General features: G+C 45.2%; 12 protein-coding genes and 1 pseudogene. 3 read left to right on the top strand and 10 right to left on the bottom strand.

The features are described 5' to 3' along the window. The first annotated feature begins 272 nt into the window (after positions 1-272). Both DW904_RS25880 and DW904_RS25875 read left to right on the top strand, forming a co-directional pair. Positions 273-1,052: an RsmB/NOP family class I SAM-dependent RNA methyltransferase gene (locus tag DW904_RS25880; RefSeq protein ID WP_347562189.1), complete on the top strand. Its 780-nt coding sequence runs from the start codon at positions 273-275 to the stop codon at positions 1,050-1,052. Beyond that, complete coding sequence (locus tag DW904_RS25875; protein WP_347562188.1) at positions 965-1,681, top strand: RsmF rRNA methyltransferase first C-terminal domain-containing protein; 717 nt, start codon at positions 965-967, stop codon at positions 1,679-1,681. Before DW904_RS25880 ends, DW904_RS25875 begins: the two co-directional genes overlap by 88 nt. A 272-nt stretch (positions 1,682-1,953) precedes the next feature. Here the strand turns inward: DW904_RS25875 and addA are convergent, their stop codons facing one another. From addA to DW904_RS24170, 3 genes are all read right to left on the bottom strand, one after another. Continuing rightward, positions 1,954-5,709, bottom strand: coding sequence for a helicase-exonuclease AddAB subunit AddA (gene addA / locus DW904_RS17060; RefSeq protein ID WP_118583002.1), 3,756 nt, complete (start codon positions 5,707-5,709; stop codon positions 1,954-1,956). Further along, entirely contained in the window at positions 5,709-7,478 is a 1,770-nt protein-coding gene (locus DW904_RS24175; protein ID WP_243110468.1) for a PD-(D/E)XK nuclease family protein, read from the bottom strand. The genes addA and DW904_RS24175 overlap by 1 nt, the downstream gene beginning before the upstream one ends. Before the next feature lie 77 nt (positions 7,479-7,555). Then, entirely contained in the window at positions 7,556-9,040 is a 1,485-nt protein-coding gene (locus DW904_RS24170) for a 3'-5' exonuclease (RefSeq protein WP_243110467.1), read from the bottom strand. A 186-nt stretch (positions 9,041-9,226) separates the two neighbouring features. On the opposite strand from DW904_RS24170, the gene DW904_RS17050 reads away from it, so the two are divergent. Beyond that, positions 9,227-9,688 (top strand): hypothetical protein, encoded by a 462-nt coding sequence (locus tag DW904_RS17050; RefSeq protein WP_118582999.1) that lies wholly within the window; start codon positions 9,227-9,229, stop codon positions 9,686-9,688. An 87-nt stretch (positions 9,689-9,775) separates the two neighbouring features. Here the strand turns inward: DW904_RS17050 and DW904_RS17045 are convergent, their stop codons facing one another. The 7 genes and pseudogenes from DW904_RS17045 to DW904_RS17025 all read right to left on the bottom strand — a co-directional run bounded on the left by DW904_RS17045 (position 9,776) and on the right by DW904_RS17025 (position 17,149). Continuing rightward, positions 9,776-11,692, bottom strand: coding sequence for an NAD(+) synthase (locus tag DW904_RS17045; RefSeq protein WP_118582996.1), 1,917 nt, complete (start codon positions 11,690-11,692; stop codon positions 9,776-9,778). Positions 11,693-11,803: 111 nt separating this feature from the next. Further along, a pseudogene (gene hslO / locus DW904_RS17040) lies at positions 11,804-12,681 on the bottom strand (Hsp33 family molecular chaperone HslO). Positions 12,682-12,752: 71 nt separating this feature from the next. Then, positions 12,753-13,514 (bottom strand): class I SAM-dependent methyltransferase, encoded by a 762-nt coding sequence (locus DW904_RS17035; RefSeq protein WP_118582993.1) that lies wholly within the window; start codon positions 13,512-13,514, stop codon positions 12,753-12,755. A gap of 81 nt (positions 13,515-13,595) precedes the next feature. After that, complete coding sequence (locus DW904_RS17030; RefSeq protein WP_243110466.1) at positions 13,596-14,507, bottom strand: hypothetical protein; 912 nt, start codon at positions 14,505-14,507, stop codon at positions 13,596-13,598. A 571-nt stretch (positions 14,508-15,078) separates the two neighbouring features. Next, a complete protein-coding gene (locus DW904_RS25870) occupies positions 15,079-15,576 on the bottom strand; it encodes a hypothetical protein (protein ID WP_347562187.1) in 498 nt (165 codons plus the stop codon). Then, a complete protein-coding gene (locus DW904_RS25865; RefSeq protein WP_347562190.1) occupies positions 15,573-15,794 on the bottom strand; it encodes a UvrD-helicase domain-containing protein in 222 nt (73 codons plus the stop codon). Before DW904_RS25865 ends, DW904_RS25870 begins: the two co-directional genes overlap by 4 nt. Beyond that, positions 15,791-17,149 (bottom strand): UvrD-helicase domain-containing protein, encoded by a 1,359-nt coding sequence (locus tag DW904_RS17025; protein WP_347562186.1) that lies wholly within the window; start codon positions 17,147-17,149, stop codon positions 15,791-15,793. The genes DW904_RS25865 and DW904_RS17025 overlap by 4 nt, the downstream gene beginning before the upstream one ends. Positions 17,150-17,410 lie beyond the last annotated feature (261 nt).

Here is a 17,410-nt window from a genome sequence, read left to right as displayed (position 1 = left end):
AATTCTACCTTTCTGATAATCGTTACCTCCATCTGTTGATGGAAGCATTATACTACATTGGGACATTTTCCTTTATGGTATATTAGGACATTATCATAAATGGTTCATAATTCTTTTGCTTTTGCTTATGTTTGACTTGTTCTTTTTCTTCCGCTATACTAAAATATGTTTAAAAAATGCTTTCTGCAAGATGTGTTTCACAGTTTGCGTGAGATTTTTTGCAGACATTTTTTTCATATCTAATTCTATTTCAGTACTAAGGAGATTTTTCTATGGATTCAGATAAATTATCAGCTCTGCCTCAGGCTTTTCTTCATCGGATGGAGGATATGCTTGGGGATGATTTTGAACCTTTTCTGGCAGCTTATGAACAGCCGCGTACTTATGGGCTCCGGGTAAACACGGCAAAGATTTCCTGTGAGGAGTTTGAACAGATTGTGCCCTTTGAAGTAAAAAAAATCCCATGGGTTTCGAATGGTTATTTTTACAATGAGGATGTAAGGCCATCCCGGTGTGCTCTTTATCAAGCCGGACTTTATTATCTTCAGGAACCAAGTGCCATGACCCCCGCTTCCCGTATTTCGGTGGAGCCAGGAGAATATGTGCTGGATATGTGTGCAGCTCCTGGAGGAAAAGCAACTGCAGTTGGTTCCGCCCTAAAGGGTGAAGGACTTCTGGTTGCAAATGATATCAGCACTACCAGGGCAAGAGCACTGCTTCGAAACCTGGAACTGTTTGGGATTCCCAATCTTTTTGTTGCCAATGAAAAACCTGAAAAAATGGTAAAAAATTTTCCAGAATTTTTCCATAAGATCATTCTGGATGCACCTTGTTCCGGGGAGGGGATGTTCCGTAAGGAGGAAGCTCTTGCCAGGGACTGGACTCCTGAGAAGTCTGAGGAGCTTTCCAGAATTCAGAAACAGCTTTGTCTGAATGCGGCAGATATGCTGCAGCCGGGAGGCAGATGCTTTATTCTACTTGTACCTTTGCACCTTGTGAGGATGAGCAGATCATTTCCTGGCTTCTCAGGGAACGGCCGGAACTGTCTCTGATTTCCATGGAGGATTATGAGGGCTTTTCCACCGGAAATCCTGAATGGGGAGACGGGAATCCACAACTGAAAAAATGTGTGCGCATTTTTCCTCATAAGATGCAGGGGGAGGGGCATTTTCTAGCCCTCTTGCAAAAGGAGGGAACGGCTGGACCTTCCGCTGGTACTTCTAAGACCAGTCGTCTGGCTGCAGATGTCCGGAAGTATATGGAAGAATTTTTCAGAGAAATCGGGTTGAAAACTTTAGATGGCCAGGAGTTTGACTGGAACCGGGTGGAGGTCCGGGCAGATAAAGTTTATTATCTGCCGTCTGTTTCCTGTAATTTCAGAGGACTTACGTTTATTCGGAACGGACTTTATCTGGGAGATCTGAAGAAAAACCGGTTTGAACCGGCTCAGCCGCTTGCACTGGCTTTCCGGAAAAATGAAGCTGAAGCTGTGATTTCCCTTTCTGTAGATGATCCAAGACTGGAGCGGTATCTGAAAGGGGAAACTCTTACGATTGAGCCTGAGGAGGCTGCTCATTCTAAAGGATGGCATTTGCTTTGTGTGGAGGGGTATCCCCTTGGGTTTGGAAAGCTTGTAAATGGAACATTGAAGAATAAGTATCCAGCGGGGTGGAGAGTGTAAGGTTGTCAAATTTTTGCTTTCCCTTCCGCCTGCGACGTGCGTGGATGTGGCGTGCCTGGTCTGAGGGCTTTGCGGAGGTTCCGAGAAAATCTTAGAGGACAGGATTTTGCGTTGAAGACATGAGAGGACACTGTCTGAGCTCCGAAGGAGCGAGTTTGGCCTCTCATGTCTTCGCTTTTAGCAAAATCCTGTTCTCTTAGATTTTCCGGGTTCTTCGCACAGTTCTCAGATCAGGCACGCCACATCCACGCACCCTCTGCGAACACAAGCAATCATCCTAACAATATCTCTTTTTTCAACGTAAAGGAATAAATATACTTCTCTTTCACCCTACGCCCAGTCATTCTATGAAGTGCCTGAGCATAATCCTCCAGCTGGGTGTGATACAGATCAACCAGCTTCTGCTCTTCCCCTCTGCGCACACGATCCGTCTTGTAATCAACCAGCACGATCTCATCCCCTTCCAGAAAATAAGCGTCTATGATTCCCTGCACAAGCACACGTTCCTTGGGATCCCATGCCTCATCTATTTCAGCAGCACTTCTGGAAATGACAAAAGGCTGTTCCCTGAAAAGAAGCCCCGATAATGCAGCGACTTTCATTCTCTGCCCCAGTGCCCCATTCACAAAAGACTGAATATCTGAAATTCTGATACATTCTGCTTCTGCCTCAGACATTTTTTTGCTCTGAACCAATGCGTTGATCTGCTCTTTCAGCTGCTGTGCACTATCCGTTTTATTGTACTCAAGACATTCCATCACACGATGGTAAGCAGTACCTCTTGCCGAACCTGTGAACGCCTCTTCCGTTTCCTTCTTTTCCTCAATAAATCTTGGAACCAGCGGAACAATGTCCGGTTCGAAATATACAGCTTCTTCAATATCCGTATCTTCATGGTAACTCTTCTTTTTCAGATCCGATACGCTGACCTTCACCGGAATATCTTTACGATATTCATAAGGATATACAAATCCAAAACGCTTTTCCAGTTCCGCTTTGATTTCAGGATCCACGATTTTCTCACAATCCCAGTTATCCAGAATATCGTCTTCCATCTGCCCGACAGCCTGTTCCACCACTTCAGCCTCCGTTAAAGTCCGCGCTGTGATCCTTTTCACCTGAAACTCTGCCGGATCATCATAAAGCAGATTATCATGGGATGGCAGCAATCCAAACTCCTCAAAAAGTTCATCCATGCAGCGGTGCCTTGCAAGCGCAGGAAGCACATAATCCCAGTAAGTTTTTCCATTCAGTCTCGTTTCTGCCGGAAGAAGTTCCTGTTCATTTTCGCGGAATCTGTATAAAGAAAGCAGCCTTTTTTCCAGATTTCCTATTGTTCCGGTCATGATCAGTTTCTCCTTGGCACGCGTCAGGGCAACGTAAAGTACTCGGATTTCCTCCCCCAGAGTCTCTTCCAGAAGCTTACGGCGGATCACCTGCTTATACAGTGTTGACACAATCATCCGCCGGTCTGGCAAAATGGCGTCAGCGCCAAGACCGTAATCCGGATGAATCAGAAGTCTGGCGTTCAGATCCTGCATATTGAACTGTTTTCCCATACCGGCAAGGATTACAATCGGAAACTCGAGTCCCTTGCTCTTGTGGATCGTCATGATTTCCACGGAACCTTCTCCTGCGCCAGAAAGATTTACTTCGCCATAATCAACTTCATATTTTTGCAAATGTTCAATATATCGGACAAAATTAAATAAGCCTCTGTAACTGGTCTTCTCATAATCCATTGCCTTTTCCACCAGCATAGCGAGGTTGGCGCTCCGCTGTGCACCATTTGGCAGAGCTTTCGCATAATTACCATAGCCGGTTCTGCGGAGAATCTCAAGAATCAGCTCATGCACAGGAGTGTACACCGCAAGATCACGCATTTCATTCAGCAGGACTATAAAACCATGTAATTTGTGGTAAAGAGTTCTTTCCTGCCCCTCATATTCTTCCAGGAAATTCAACACGCTGTCATACAGCATCCCCTTCGGATGTTCTTCCCGCAAAACGGCAAGCTCCTGGGTAGTACATCCCACCAGCGGCGACCTCAGCACACCCGTCAAAGGAATATCCTGAAGAGGATTATCGCAGACCTGCAGATAATTCAGAATCGTAACCACCTCAAGTGCGGAAAAATATCCCGTCTTTGAAGCGGCATACACAGGAATTCCGTGGGCAGAAAGCACCTCTGTAAAGGTTTCTGACCAGCCGGAGGCGGTGCGAAGAAGGATTACAATATCTCCGTATTTCGCAGGACGATATTCTTTGGTTTCTTTATCAAGTACCAGCTCTTTTCCCACAATTTCCTTAATTCTGTGGGAAATAGCAAGAGCCTCCAGTTCCCGGGCATCCTTTCCTTCCATCAGATCCTCCAGTTCTTCAGAATCCTTTTCTACCAGAAGAACTTCTGCAGGAAGAAAGCTTTCCTTGTTTCCTTCCGGAAACACAGCTCCAGGATAAAGAGCTGCGGCTTTATCGTAGGCAATTCCACCAAGATCTGTTCCCATAATCTGACGGAAAATAAAGTTTGCACTATCCAATACCTGAGACCGGCTGCGGAAATTTTTATGAAGATCGATTCGCTGTTCCGTACTGTCCGTTAAACTGTACTGTTCATACTTTTCCATAAAAAGCTCTGGTCTGGCAAGGCGGAACCGGTAAATGCTCTGCTTCACATCACCTACCATGAATATATTTTTTCTTCCATCTGCCCAGCCGGAAACACAGTTAGTGATCATTTCCTGTACCAGGTTACTGTCCTGGTACTCATCCACCATGACCTCGTCATATTTCAGGGAAAGTTCACGTGCTGCCGGACTCATGTGATAAATATACTTGCTCTCTCCAGTCCAATTACCGTCGTTTTCGCCATTTTCTTCCGCTGCATGAACCCTTTGAATCAGGATTTCCAGCGCAAAATGCTCCATGTCCGTAAAGTCCAGAATATTTTTTTCCCGCTTCTTCTCTCCATACATACGGATAAATTCCCTGGTAAGCTCCACCAGCATTTCTACAGGCTCCCGGCAGGTTTCCAGAAGCACTGGAAGTTCCTCCTCCTTTACGGAAAAATACCGTGTTCCAATATCCTTTAAAATATCCTTTGCATTTTCCCGAAGAGATTTTACCTGCTCTTTCAGCGTATCATCTACAGGATCTTTTGGTTTCTTTCTGGAAAGAGCGGCAAAAGCCGGTTTGCCAAGAAGCTCTCCTGCTCCGTCAAAATCACCGGCGGCGGCTTTCTCTTCTGCTGCACGAATGAGGATGAGATCACTTTGCAGTGCTTCATCATACAGGTATGGTCCTCCTGGCGCATTGCAAAAGCTTCTTGCCTGGGTAATCAGTTCCTTTGCCTGGCAAAGATCCTCCGTAATGTTTTTCCATAACAAATTCATCCATTCTGATGATTTTACAGACTCTAAATCCGTATTTCTATAACTATCTATGCATTCTTCCAGCCAGGTATCCGGATATGGATTGCTCATGGCAGCATTATACAGAGAATAAATCAGTTCTTTGATTCCATCATCTGTTTTGCCTGATGCGTAGCATTCGATAAAATACTTAAACTTTTTGTCATCTTTTATGTAATAGTTCTCCAGAAGCTCCTTCATCACGTCCTCTTTCAGAAGCTTCAATTCTCCCTCTTCTCCTGTCCGATAACCAGGATCCAGACCAATAAGATGGAAATAATTGCGGATCACATAAGCACAGAAGCCATCTATCGTGGTGATCTGCGCCGTATGGATCAAGGTAGTCTGGCGCTGCAGATGCTCATTGTCCGGATTCTCACAGAGAGCATCCTCCAGGGCATTTGCAATTCGTTCCCGCATTTCCCCTGCTGCTGCTCTTGTGAACGTCATGATCAGCAGCCTGTCAATGTCAACAGGATGCTCCGGATCCATCACCTTTTTTAGAATTCGCTGCACAAGCACCGCAGTCTTTCCGGAACCAGCTGCTGCACTTACCAGAATATTCCGGTTTCTTAAATTAATAACCTGCTCCTGCTCTTTCGTCCAGTTCACTGCCATTATTCATCCACCTCCTTCACAAAAGCATCCCACAGCTCTTCATCTGTAAAGTTTTTCAGCCTGCGGAATTCATAGCCTGGAATGTCCATGTCAAAACCGCATACGCCGCTGTAAGGACAGTAGGTACAGGCATTTTTCTTTCCCAGCATATATGGAGAAACCTGGGCATCTCCGGTCATAATGGACTGTCTGATATGAGAAATCTTTGTTTTTACATAACGGTTTAAAATATCAAACTGCTCTTTTGAGGCTACAGAAGAATTTTTCCGGAAGCTTCCGTCTTTGTTAAAGGATACGGGAATTGACACAAGGGAACTGTCCATTTTTTGTACCAGTTCTTTATCTTTCAGAACCAGTCCGTTCATCTTTAGTTCCTTCAGCACTTTTTCCTGGACAGTCTCTATATCTGCATCTATTTTTTCCTGAATCATAGGATCCTTGATATTGTAATAAAATACCCCTGCAGGAATCACATCTTTATCCTTATGCTTGTTTTGCTCTACGGTAAGGGCACCGTCCATGTAGATCATCAGCTGCAGCTGCAGACCATGATACAAAGAAACCAGATCAAAAGAAGTATTCCCGGTCTTATAATCAATGACCCGGACATACAGCTTCCCATCATCTGTCTCCATAGTATCCACGCGATCGATCCGACCGCCCTGAAAAACAACTTCCACACCTTCCGGCTCAAATTCCCCGGATTTCAGCTGTTTCTGAATTGCCCACACAGTTCTTCGTACCATTCGCTTGGTGCGCTGAATCATATATTCATTGCGTGCACTGCTTTTTAGAATGGTATTGCCATAATCTGCACTTATTTCATCTACCAGGCGGTCTGCCAGCGCATCCCGCTCTTCCTCAGAAAGCTCTGCCAGAGAAAGCTTTTCTTTGTTCACTTCCTTTATCAGAGACTCCAGCACCTTGTGCATAATATTTCCCATATCCATGGCGCGGAATTCATACTCTGCACGCTCCGTAAGTTTGAGACCATACTGGAGGAAATGGGCAAAAGCACAGGCAGAATAACGCTCCAGCCTGGTGGCACTGTAGGGCGACACCTCTCCATAGAGAACCTTTGCCACACTTTCGCTGATAATATCGGCAGGCTTTCTGGTTCTGGAAGCCTCCACCAGCTTCCTGGCTAAAGTCCTATATTTAGGACTTCTAAGATACCAGCTGTAAAGCTCGCTGTACAAAGGACTTCCCTGTCCCACAGCGCCCTCTCCAAGACCTTTCAGGAAGCATTCCAGACTGGTTCCCGGAAGCTCCATGGCGTTCAGGCTGAATTCCTCATCACCTGCATTTTTCACCTCCAGTCCGGGATATAGAGCCTGTATACTGTGGATCAGATATGCAGGACTTATAGGTTCTCCTTTTCCATTTGATAAACTGTAGGAAAGGCACAAATGCTCACTTGGCTTTGTCAGATTCAGATACAGATAAAAGCGCTGGGTGTTCATCAGCTCTTTCGGACCTGGTGCAAGCTCCATTCCCTCATCTGCAAAGAATTCTCTGTCCATCTGGGTCAAAATTCCGCCAGAGTCTGTATTTTTCGGAATATTCCCCTCGTTTACACCTACAAAAAACAATGCCTTTATTTCTTTCAGACGGGTTCTTTCCATATCTCCAACAAGGACCTGATCCATACTGGGCGGGATCAGCGCAACCTTTGACTTGGCAAAACCAGTTTCCAGAAGCTGGACAAATTCCGTTCTTGTAATTTCTTCCTCTCCAAGGATCTCTACCATGCGGTCAAGAAGTTCCATAACAATTCCGTATATCTGGGCGTATTCTTTTTCCAGAGCTTTTTCTCCTTTTTCTTTAAAGAAAAGCTCCTGTTTCTTTAGTTTTTTCTGTATTTCACAGCTTTCGATAAACTGATATAAACTATAACAATATTCACATACTTTTCTCTTTCCACTGGAAATCCCTGAGCCAGGATCTCAGCCTCCCTCACAAATATTTCCCGGTATTCGTTCAGGACTTGAATATCCTCCGGATCCATGGTCCGGTAAACTCTCACCCACTTCTCGGACCACTTTTTGTAACCGCGAATTCCAAGGGCAAGCACATAATTCTCCAGCATATCCACCTGGTCCCTTGCAAGGCCTGACATATCACAGCGCAGATACCGGAAAACACTTTCGTAGGAAAAACCCTTTGTAACCATTTCAAGAGCAGCACGAATATATTCTATAAATGGGTTCATCAGAATGGTGTGCTTCTCATCCAGGAAGTAAGGGATCCGGGATTCCTCGAATACCTGAGATGCAATACTTTTGTACGCCTCCAGATTTCCGGTAATCACAGCGATTTCTCCGTATTTCAGATTTTTTTCACGGACCAGACGGCGTATTCTCCTGGCTGTCTCTTCCAGTTCTTTTACAGGGGATTCTGCTGCAAATATGCAGATTTCTTCCTGTTTCTTCTCATAGACAGATCTTCTGTAGCGGAAAAGATGCTTCTCCAGAAAGTCAAGAGAGGTGAAATTTCCAAAGCGGCCCTTTCTCTCATCTTTCAGAAGAATGGGATCATCCAAATTGCTGGTCAGATCGGACAAGGTGTGGATCATTTTCCTGCTCATATAGAACAACTGATGTGGTTTTCCCATCTGTAAAGGATTTTCTCCGGCATCCATGGTAACAGTTACCAGAACCTTATCGCAGACATTTAAAAGTTCCCGGATCACGTTCATCTGCACCGGAGTAAAACCGGTGAAGCCATCCAGAAGGAGTACGGATTTTTTCAGTTTATCAGAAAAAGGAATGGCTTTTTTCAAAGCGTCCATCACGCCTTCGCCGGTCATATAATGACCTTCCAGATACTGAAGAAAGGCCTGATAAAGGACACCCACATCCTGCATTTTCATATGAAGAAGAGAGTCCTCCCCTGTTTTTCCCAGCATGTCCTGCAGTTCTTCTTCCCGGATATCATACTGCATAAATTCTGAAATCAGAGATTTCACTTCGTCCAGATAGCCCGGTTTGTTCATCTGGCTGCCAAGATAGGGCAGATTTTTTCGATGCTGCTGCACCAGCTTCTGAAGAACCATACTTTTTCCAGTGTCATCCAGAAGCACTTCCATGGCACCGCCTGTCTCCTCGAAAATACGATAGGCAAGGCGCTGAAAGCTGAGCACATCGATATTCAGGATTCCCTTTCCGGGGTGCATTTCGACTACGTTTTTCTGTGTCTGCATGGTGAACTGTTCCGGGACGATAATATAGTACAGGTGCTGTGGATTTTCCATAGATTCCCGGATGATCTGTTCACATGCATAATGCGTCTTGCCAATACCGGAGCTGCCGATGATGAATTGTAGGGACACGTTTTTTCCTCCTTCTGCCAATTGTATGGAATAAAAAAAGCCTGTATCTGATAAAAAATCATTCTGTTTTATATTCTATCATATTTTCCATGCTTTGATAATAGGATAGAATAAGAAGATTAAAGCCTGGTTTTTGCGGCCAGGATTATTTTTTTCATTATCAATGCGATACAGGAGGCGCAGTCCATGAGTTCGAAAACCAGGATCATCGTGTTACATATGAAGGAAGTGGTATATACCATTGCCTTTCTGATTCTTGCTGTTCTTCTGGGAATCCTGATCTACTTTATGTTCGGGCCTGGAAAAAGCCAGACTACTTCTGCTGCCGGAGAGGGGCTTTATACGCCTGGCATTTACCGCAGTTCCCTTACTTTGAATAAAAATACTTTTGACGTGGAGGTTACAGTAGATCAAAACAATATCCAGTCTATTGAGCTGGTAAATTTAAGTGAAAGCACCACTGCCATGTTTCCGCTGGTAAAGCCTTCTCTGGAGTCACTGGCCAGCCAGATTGTTGACAGCCAGTCCCTGGACGACCTGAAATATTCCACAGACAGGAAATATACGTCACAGCTGCTTATTTCTGCCATTGAAGATGCATTAAAAAAGGCGGAGAACCATGTAAGTTCTCCGCCGGCAGAGCAATAAACAAACCTAATTATTTCCCACCTTTACAGCTGCATGCTCCGCGAAATACAGCTGTAAAATACATGGAAAGCATACCGCACAATCGTTTTATACTTCAAGCTTCTCCAGAGCTTCCATCCATACCGCTGCGCTTGCATCACTTGGCATACGCAGGTCACCTCTTGGAGACAGCGCCACACTACCTACCTTCGGGCCGTCAGGAAGACAGGAGCGTTTGAACTGCTGGGCAAAAAATCTGCGGTAGAAGATTTTCAGCCATTTCAGAATCGTAGCCTTGTCATAGGTACCCTCAAAGGTACGGCAGGCAATGCGATAGATCTTATCCGGTTCAAAGCCTGCACGAAGCATATAATACAGATAAAAATCATGAAGTTCATAAGGACCAACCAAATCTTCTGTTTTCTGCGCGATCTTGCCGTCCTTAGGCGGCAGAAGCTCCGGACTTACCGGAGTATCCAGAATATCCAGAAGAACTTCTTCCAGCTCTTTCTCTCCGCAGGTATCTGCATAATAGCGGACAAGATGTCTTACAAGCGTTTTGGGAACAGAGGCATTTACACCATACATGGACATATGGTCTCCATTATAGGTTGCCCATCCAAGAGCAAGCTCGGAAAGGTCACCGGTTCCCACAAGAAGTGCTCCCTCCTGGTTTGCCATATCCATAAGAATCTGCGTACGCTCTCTGGCCTGACAGTTCTCATAGGTTACATCATGAACGGAATCATCGTGACCGATATCACGGAAATGGATATTTACCGCCTCTTTAATATTGACCTCCGTCAGAGAAGCACCAAGGCACCGGCTTAATTTGCAGGCATTCTGGTAAGTTCTGTCTGTGGTACCAAAGCATGGCATGGTAATGCAGCGGATATTCTCAGATGGCAGTCCCATCAGCTGGAAAGTACGTGCAATTACAAGCAATGCCAGTGTAGAATCAAGTCCCCCGGAAAGTCCGACCATTGCCTTTTGGCAGTGGATGTGGCTCATTCGCTTCTTAAGTCCCATAGCCTGAATGTTCAGAATCTCCTCGCAGCGCATATCACGCTCTTCTTTTACAGAAGGTACGAAAGGATAGGGGGCAAACTTCCTGGTAAGAGAGGTCTCTTCCACTTCCACATCAAAAGGTACGATCTGGCAGTCAGCATCATCAGATGCCGGATAGGTGGAAAGTCGTCTTCTCTCATCTGCCAGTCTCTGCACATCAATTTCTCCGTAGATCACAGTGTTCTGGAAGCGCTTCGCCTCTGCCAGCATGGTGCCATTCTCTGCGATCAGGTTCTGTCCGCCAAATACCAGATCCTGGGAGGATTCACCCTCTCCTGCTGTGGCGTAAATATAGCCGCACACCAGTCTGGCAGACTGACCCTTCACCAGATCACGGCGGTAGGAATCCTTGCCAACCATCTCATCACTGGCTGAAAGATTGACGATAATATGGGCACCGCCCTGTGCCAGATTTACACTAGGCGGAAGTGGAACCCACAGATCCTCGCAGATCTCCGCGCCAACTGTCAGCTCCGGCAGTCCTTCACATGAGAAAATCAGATTGCTGGCAAAAGGTACGCTTTCCTCCCCAACTGTCACATCTGTCCACACATCCGCCCCGGAAGCAAAGTGTCTCTGCTCATAGAATTCATTATAGTTTGGAATGTGAGTCTTAGGTACAAATCCAAGAATATTTCCGTGGTTCAATACTGCTGCCACATTGTAGAGCTTGCCGTTCATCCGCATAGGAAGTCCCACAAAGATCAGCGCATCCACATCCGCAGTCTCCTCTGCAATAGTCAGAAGGCTCTCCCAGGCACTGTCCAGCAGTCTTCTCTGAAGGAAAAGATCCTGGCAGGTATAGCCTGTGATGCAAAGCTCCGGCAACACCATCAGCTTGGCATGCTGTGTCTCCATTTCACGGATTACTTCCAGAATTGCCCTGGTATTGGCCTTACAATCAGCAACTGTAACCTGCGGCGTTCCTGCCGCTACTTTAATAAATCCCTGATTCATATCCTAATCCTCTCTTATCTAACCATTTCCACGCCTTAGAGCATGTTTGAAAAAGGCTTTCTGCAAGATGTGCGTCTACGACGGAAAATAGTGATTCTGTCTCAATTCAGCTTATTTGCATCTTCTTAGAATTTCTTTCAGCTCTTCTACTGTAAAATTGTAGTTGGTATTACAGAAATGGCAGTTCATCTCGATTGGCTTGCCTTCCTGGATCATTTCGTTTAATTCTTTTCTGCCGATGCTGATCAACGCTTTCGCTACTCGCTCCTTGGAGCAGTTGCAGTGGAAGCGGGTGTCCATCTTCTCGTTAATCTGCATGTCAAAGCCTTCCAACACTTTCTCCAGCAGACTCTCCGGGGTATGTCCTTCCTCTAACAGGTTGGTGACAGAGTTGATCTTCTGTACGTTCTGCTCTAACCTGGAAATCACTTCTTCCTCTGCAAATGGCATCAGCTGTACAATAAACCCACCTGCCTGGCGTACTGTATTATTCTTATTCATCAGGACTCCAAGTCCAACTGCGGACGGTACCTGCTCACTTGTTGCAAAATAATAGGTCAGGTCTTCTGCAATCTCACAGGTCTGAAGCATAACCTGTCCGCTGTAAGGCTCTTTTAGCCCCATATCTTTAATCACAGTCAGGAATCCAGGACCAACTGCTCCTGCAACGTCCAGCTTCCCTTTGGAATTTGCTGGAATGCAGACATCTGGATTTCCTACATAGCCCTTTACATTTCCCTGGGAATCGGCAGTTACCGTAATTCCCTGAAGTGGACCGCCGGCCTTAATCTGAAGGGTAAGAACATCTTTTTCCCCCTTCATCATGGAGCCCATCATGCTCCTGCAGTCAGAAGTCTTCCAAGCGCTGCCGTAGCCACCGGACTTGTATTATGGTGCTCTCTTGCAGTCTCCACCATCTCAGTGGTCACTGCCGCAAATGCACGGATCTGGTCGTTAGCTGCAGTCGCGCGGATGATATAATCATTCATGTGTATTCTCCAATCTATACTGTTATAATGTTAATCGTAATCCTATAGCTATTTATCTTATTATTATATTATCATTTACCATGTTCCCTTACTACAAAGGTAAGCCTTCCGCTATCTTCCTTCGGTGGCTCCAGTGTATAAGCATCATACACTGCCAGAAGCTCCATTCCCGCTTTTCCAATAAGTTCCTTGATCTTCTCCAAAGAATAGGCTCTCTGATAGTGAACCTCCTCATCCTTCTCATAAAGTCCGTCTTCTCTTGGAAGAAACAGAGCCAGCTCATACGTATTAATCCCGGTCTCCTCATCATAACTGTTCTCCCAGATAAAGCTTCCCTCATCCCGGTTCTCAGCAATCGTAGTATTCCCGATCATAGTCTGATACTTATAAACCGTATTCATATCAAACAGAAAAATCCCCTGAGGATCCAGATAATTATTTACCAGGGCAAACACATGCTCCAGCTCCTCTTCCTCTGTTATGTAATTCAGACTGTCACACACGCTTACCACAGCCCGTACGGTTCCATAAAGTTCAAACTCCTGCATATCCTGAAGAAGATACAGGATGTCATGCCCGGACTCTACCCGTTTCTCCATGGCCTCTGCCAGCATTTCCCCGGAATTATCCACTCCGATCATGTCATAGCCAGCCTCTGCCAGTATCTCAGTCATGGTTCCCGTACCGCAGCCAAGATCCAGCACAAGTCCGTCTGTGATTCCCTGCGCTGCAAGCTGCTGCTTCAGCCATTTGCCCCAGGTCTGGTAGTCCACATTGTCCTGGAACATATCATATACTCTGGCAAATTCGCCATAAGCCTGAAAATTATCCATATTCCCTCCAACTGTCACGGACACAGCCATCCATCCCGGGTAGCTGTGTCCGTGTAAGTCAACATTCTGCTTTTTCTGTTATTACTCTACAGGCATATAATATACGTCTGCACCTTCTCCATGCCAGTAATAATCCACATCATTTTGATCGTAAACGTCCTCATTATTTACAAAACGATAGGTATTTCCATCAAAGTCAACCCAGTTTCCATTTCCATCCGGAGTAATTACAAGGGGATGGCCATCGGAGTTACGGTAAATAGTTCTGGTCTGGTTGGTGTCTGTAAGCTGCTCCTGGGTAAATCCGCCGGAGTTTGTGATTGTTCCATCACTGCTTCCATCACCTGAGGACGCAGAATCAGTACCTGCACTCTGTGTTCCGTCAGTGGAACCATCTGTACTTCCCTCAGTGCTTCCGTCTGCACTGTCAGAAGACTGTACCGGTGCAGCAGCTTTCAAAGAAGACTCTCCTGCAATTCCGAAGGAATCAATTGCAGCCTTAACTCCTGCATAAGAAGCCTCATCCACAACAGATCCGCAGATATTGTAATACTCATCAGAGCTCTTATAAATTTTATGGATCGCATAAACATATCCGCCGCTCTTGGAAGCATCTGTGTACTTCACAGTGTAAGAATAAACGCCTACTCCCTCCACATCACTGGCGGTATAATCCTGGATCTCAAAGTCAGTACCTTCTGCAAGGTCAGAAGCCTGCTCTAATGCCACAGCCAGATCCTGCGTATCCGGAAGCATAGCAGAAGACATGTCCTCTTCTCCCTGTCCATGAAGGATCAGGATCTTACCCTGCTCCAGGGATTCGAAGCTGAGCATATCTGCCTCATCCGCCTTATTGGACCAGGTAGCATCTGGAAGCTTAATGGAGACAGCCCCATTGCTTGATGTATAGGTGCTGTCCTGTACGTCTGGCGCGATGGTTGGCTCCGGAGTAGGTGTAGCGGTTGCTTCCGGAGCAGGTGTCTCAGTTACCACTACCTGTTCTTCCGGCTCGTCTCCGCCAAAACTGCAGCCTGTAGCAGCTGCAGAAACAATTGCTGATATCGTTAAGATGCTAAAATCTTTTTGTTCTTCATAGTATCCTCCTTATTTCTTTTCATAAGTAAATTTTGTAAATCTACATTCTTCTATTTCATTAACAAAACGAAAATATTTCTCGTTTATAAAAATCTCCCGAGCTGTATTTTACAATTTTATTACAATCCTGTCAATGGATTTCCCACTGCAGAATCTAAATTGTTACTGTTCACTCCGTTCACAGTAACACGCTTCGCGATGCACAGAAATCATGCTTTGCATGATTTCGCGCCGCAACTCTCGGGTTTTCTGTGAACTTTGTTCACAAAAAACACCTCGCGGAATATTACCAGTGAACAGTAACTCTAAATTGAAAATATTATAAACTTTTGTGACGAACTTTATACATTTTTTCAAAGAGTGTTGGTAAAATCCTGTCTGCAAAATGTACATTGCATTTGACAGCATGTTCCGACAACCTGAATTTCTTTTTTTATTTTACGCTCTGTTTGTCATACTTTTGTAATATTTATTTTCCGTATTCGTACATATGCAATTTATGAAGCGCTCTGGTAGCTGCAATATAACGTCCCTGTTTTGCAATCGGGCTCTGATCTGCTGCAGGGAACAGGGAAAATACCTGGTCAAATTCCAGACCTTTTGCAAGATAAAACGTAGTAACTGTAAGGCCTTTGCAAAAGCTGGTACTGTCACGATGCAGGTACGAGAAACGATTTTCCACATCAAACCCTGTATTTTCCAGTTTTTCTTTCAGAATGCGGGCGGCATCTTTTGCCTCAGATTCCGTGCGAAGGATCAACGCAGCTGTCTCAAACTGTTCTGCTCCCAGCTGAAGCTTATTCACAAGCTCATCCAGAGCCACTTCCATTGCCTGCTGTTTTTTCCCTTTAAAAAATAATTCTTCCACTGGCTGGCCATGACGATCAAACAGATCCATATCTGTAATCCCTGCAAGCTGATTCGCATAAGAAGCAATCTCCACAGTGTTTCGGTAGCTTTTGTTCATGACGATCCTGCGGATCTCTTTTCCGAAATTTCGTAAAACCCAAGGACATCCTGAGCCTCATCTTCCATAGTCTGGGCTTTGTCCCCCAGGATGGTCATACGGCAGGGAAACATCATTTTAAGGATCAGATACTGAAGCCTTGAATAATCCTGCATTTCGTCTACTACCAGGTGCTTGATACCATTGTGACTGGTCTGGCGAAGAAGGCGGTACTTCATGTAAAGCACCGGATAGACGTCCTCGTACCGAGCTTTCGCTCCTGAAGCTGTACATGGGGAAGTCCCGGATAGCCGCAGCTTTCCAGAAAACGGCTGTAGATCACATAGAGATCCTGAGTCTCATACATATTCATGAATTTCTCCATTACAATGGCACGTTCTTCCTCATCCATATCATTGTCCCGAAGCGTCTCTACCTCATCAATGAAATTCTCTGCAACTGCCTCCATACGTGATAACAGAGGGATATCCTGGAATTTAAAATAAAAAAGATCAATGATCTCCTCTTCTTTTTTCGTAAAGTTCTTATATTCCACATCACGAAAATCCATCAGCTCATCTTCTAAGGAGGTGAGATACCCCTCCATCCGATTCAAAAATTCCCTGGACTGTTTTTCCTTATATAAGGAAGGCATATCCGGGAAATTCAGGCTGCGCTCAATCTGGTCATAACGGTCTTCACAGTCAGATACCGTATCTTTTAGCTGTCTGTAGGCAAAAAGATCAAAGCTCATTTCTTTAATATTTTCCTCTCCCAGTTCTGGAAGTATATGGGAAATATAATCAGAAAAGATGCTGTTGGGAGACAGGATCAGGATATTGGAGGATTTCAGATTCTTGCGGTCGTGATACAAAAGATAGGCAATCCTGTGCAAGGCAATGGAGGTCTTACCGCTTCCGGCTGCGCCCTGGATTACCATGATCTTATCCCTGGTGTTTCGGATGATGGCATTCTGCTCCTTCTGGATGGTGCGGACAATATTTTTCAGCGCAGTGCTGCCTCCGCTGCCAAGCTCTGCCATAAGAATCTCGTCATCAATCTTCACATCACTTTCAAACTGGTAAATCATACGGCCATTTCGAATCTTGTACTGCCACTTAGAAGCAATTTCACCGCAGATGGTTCCCAGCGGTGCCTGGTAAGACGCCGGACCTTTATCATAGTCGTAGAAAAGCCCGCTGACAGGAGCACGCCAGTCATAGATCAGCGGCGTATGCCCTGCCTCTTCTGCGAAATTTCCGATTCCAATATAAAAAATCTCCGGCTCCTCATCCCCTTCAAATACGAAATCCACTCTTCCAAAGAAAGGGGAATCCAGCATTTTACGAAATCTTTTTCGCAGATGGATCTGCTGCTCGTTGGCGTTGATCTGGTGAAGAAGCGCCTGCTGGTTATCGAAATTTTCGTAGCCATACTGGTCCATCTCCGTATAGTTCTCCCAGTAATACTCATGCATTCCTTCGATATCCTTCTGTCCTTCCAGAATGGACTGGCTGATATGGGCGATTCTGGTTTCTAATTTATCTGTAACGTATGCAAGAAAAGCTGCTCCGTCTTTATTATCAATTGTCATTGGGGGTATACTCCTTTAACATTCGCGCTGCAGCCCTTTCTACCAGTCTTGTAAAAAGACACCTAGGGCTGCGGCAATAAATGAGTTTTTTCGTTGTCATGACTTTGTCCCTGCCTTCCTTTTCGGCAGAAACTTTGCTCCATTATACATTATCTGCGGGTAAAAGTACAGACAGCAAATCCCTGGATTTTTTCTCTCTGAAGACAAAAAAAACAGCAGTTTTTCCGTATATTTTCCGAAAAAGCTGCTGTATTTTTTTAT

It is taken from the genome of Ruminococcus sp. AM42-11, from assembly GCF_003480145.1.
GTDB lineage: Bacteria > Bacillota > Clostridia > Lachnospirales > Lachnospiraceae > Blautia_A > Blautia_A faecis.
This window is presented reverse-complemented; position numbering and strand designations above follow the sequence as displayed.